Origin of the sequence: Myxococcus sp. CA039A (assembly GCF_013336645.1) — a bacterium.
In the GTDB taxonomy this organism is placed as follows: Bacteria; Myxococcota; Myxococcia; order Myxococcales; family Myxococcaceae; genus Myxococcus; species Myxococcus llanfairpwllgwyngyllgogerychwyrndrobwllllantysiliogogogochensis.
Genome location: NZ_JABUMQ010000677.1, coordinates 1 through 1,195 on the forward strand (window position 1 = coordinate 1; position 1,195 = coordinate 1,195).

1 protein-coding gene is annotated in these 1,195 nt (G+C 73.5%); it reads right to left on the reverse strand.

Going from position 1 to position 1,195, the window contains the following annotated elements:
- The coding region (locus tag HR086_RS46970) for an ATP-binding protein (RefSeq protein WP_254626779.1) at positions 1–1,195 on the reverse strand (1,195 nt) is incomplete at both ends.

Here is a 1,195-nt window from a genome sequence, read left to right on the forward strand (position 1 = left end):
CCCCTGGATGGAGGCGCGCACGGCATCAAGCCCCACGCCCCGACCGGACACGTCGGTGACGACCTCGCGCGAGGTGAAGCCGGACAGGAAGATGAGCTCGCGGGCCGCGGCATCCGACAGGGCGTTGGCGGCGCTCTCGTCCAGGGTGCCCCGGCGCACGGCGACCCGGCGCAGCTCGGCGGGGTCCAGGCCCAGGCCGTCGTCCTCGACGCGGAGGATGATGCGACTGCCCTCTCGCGCGGCGCGCAGCGTGAGGCACCCCCGAGGGTGCTTGCCCGACGTCACCCGGTCCACCCGCGTCTCCAGACCGTGGTCCAGGGCGTTGCGCACCAGGTGCATCAGCGGCTCGCGCAGCGCCTCCACCACGGCCCGGTCCGCGCGCGTGTCCTCTCCGTCGACGACGAGTTCCACTTCCTTGCCCAGGGCGCGCGACAGGTCGCGGACCATGCGCGGGTAGGGCTCGAAGAGGACGGACAGCGGCAGCATCCGCAGGCCCTGCACCTCCTCCACCACGAGGCCCAGGTCTCGGAGTTCCTCGTTGGACAGGAGCTTGGACTCGCGATGAAGGTCGGCGGCCAGTTCCTTGGCCGTGCCCAGGCGGGCCACCAGGGCCACCGCCGCCGGGCCCAGGTCCTCCGCCGCGCGGGCCAGTTGCCCGAGTTCCCGGGCCAGGGCCAGCCGTCGAGCGTTGGCGCGCTCACGTCGCCGCGCCACCTGGGCCAGGTTGGTCACCGCGCTCGTCAACAGGTCCAGGCTGGCCACATCGATGCGCACCGCGTCCATGCGCGTCTCGGGCTGACGGGACACCGCCGTGGCACCGCCTTGCTGCCCTCCAGCGGGAACAGGAGCACGAGTTCCCGTGCTGGATGAAGTCGCCGGCGAGGCCGTCAGCAAGGCCCCCGCGCCGGGACCGGCCCGAGGAGGGCTCGCGGCGGGAGCACCCTCCGGACGGGGCACGGAAGGCCAGTTCCGTGCACGCGATGACGCAGACGTGCCGCCCGTCGGCAGCTGGGTTCCCGCCGTGGTCCGAGGCGGGCTCTCCATGGGCGCGCTACCACTGACCCGCCACATCCCCGTGCCCGAGCCACGCCGAGGAGCTCCCTCTCCGGAAGCGCCTCCTCCTACACGCTCCATTCCGCTGCCCGACTCGCCCCGCGCAGTCCCATCGACGGAAGCGCCGCCACCCACCCTGCCC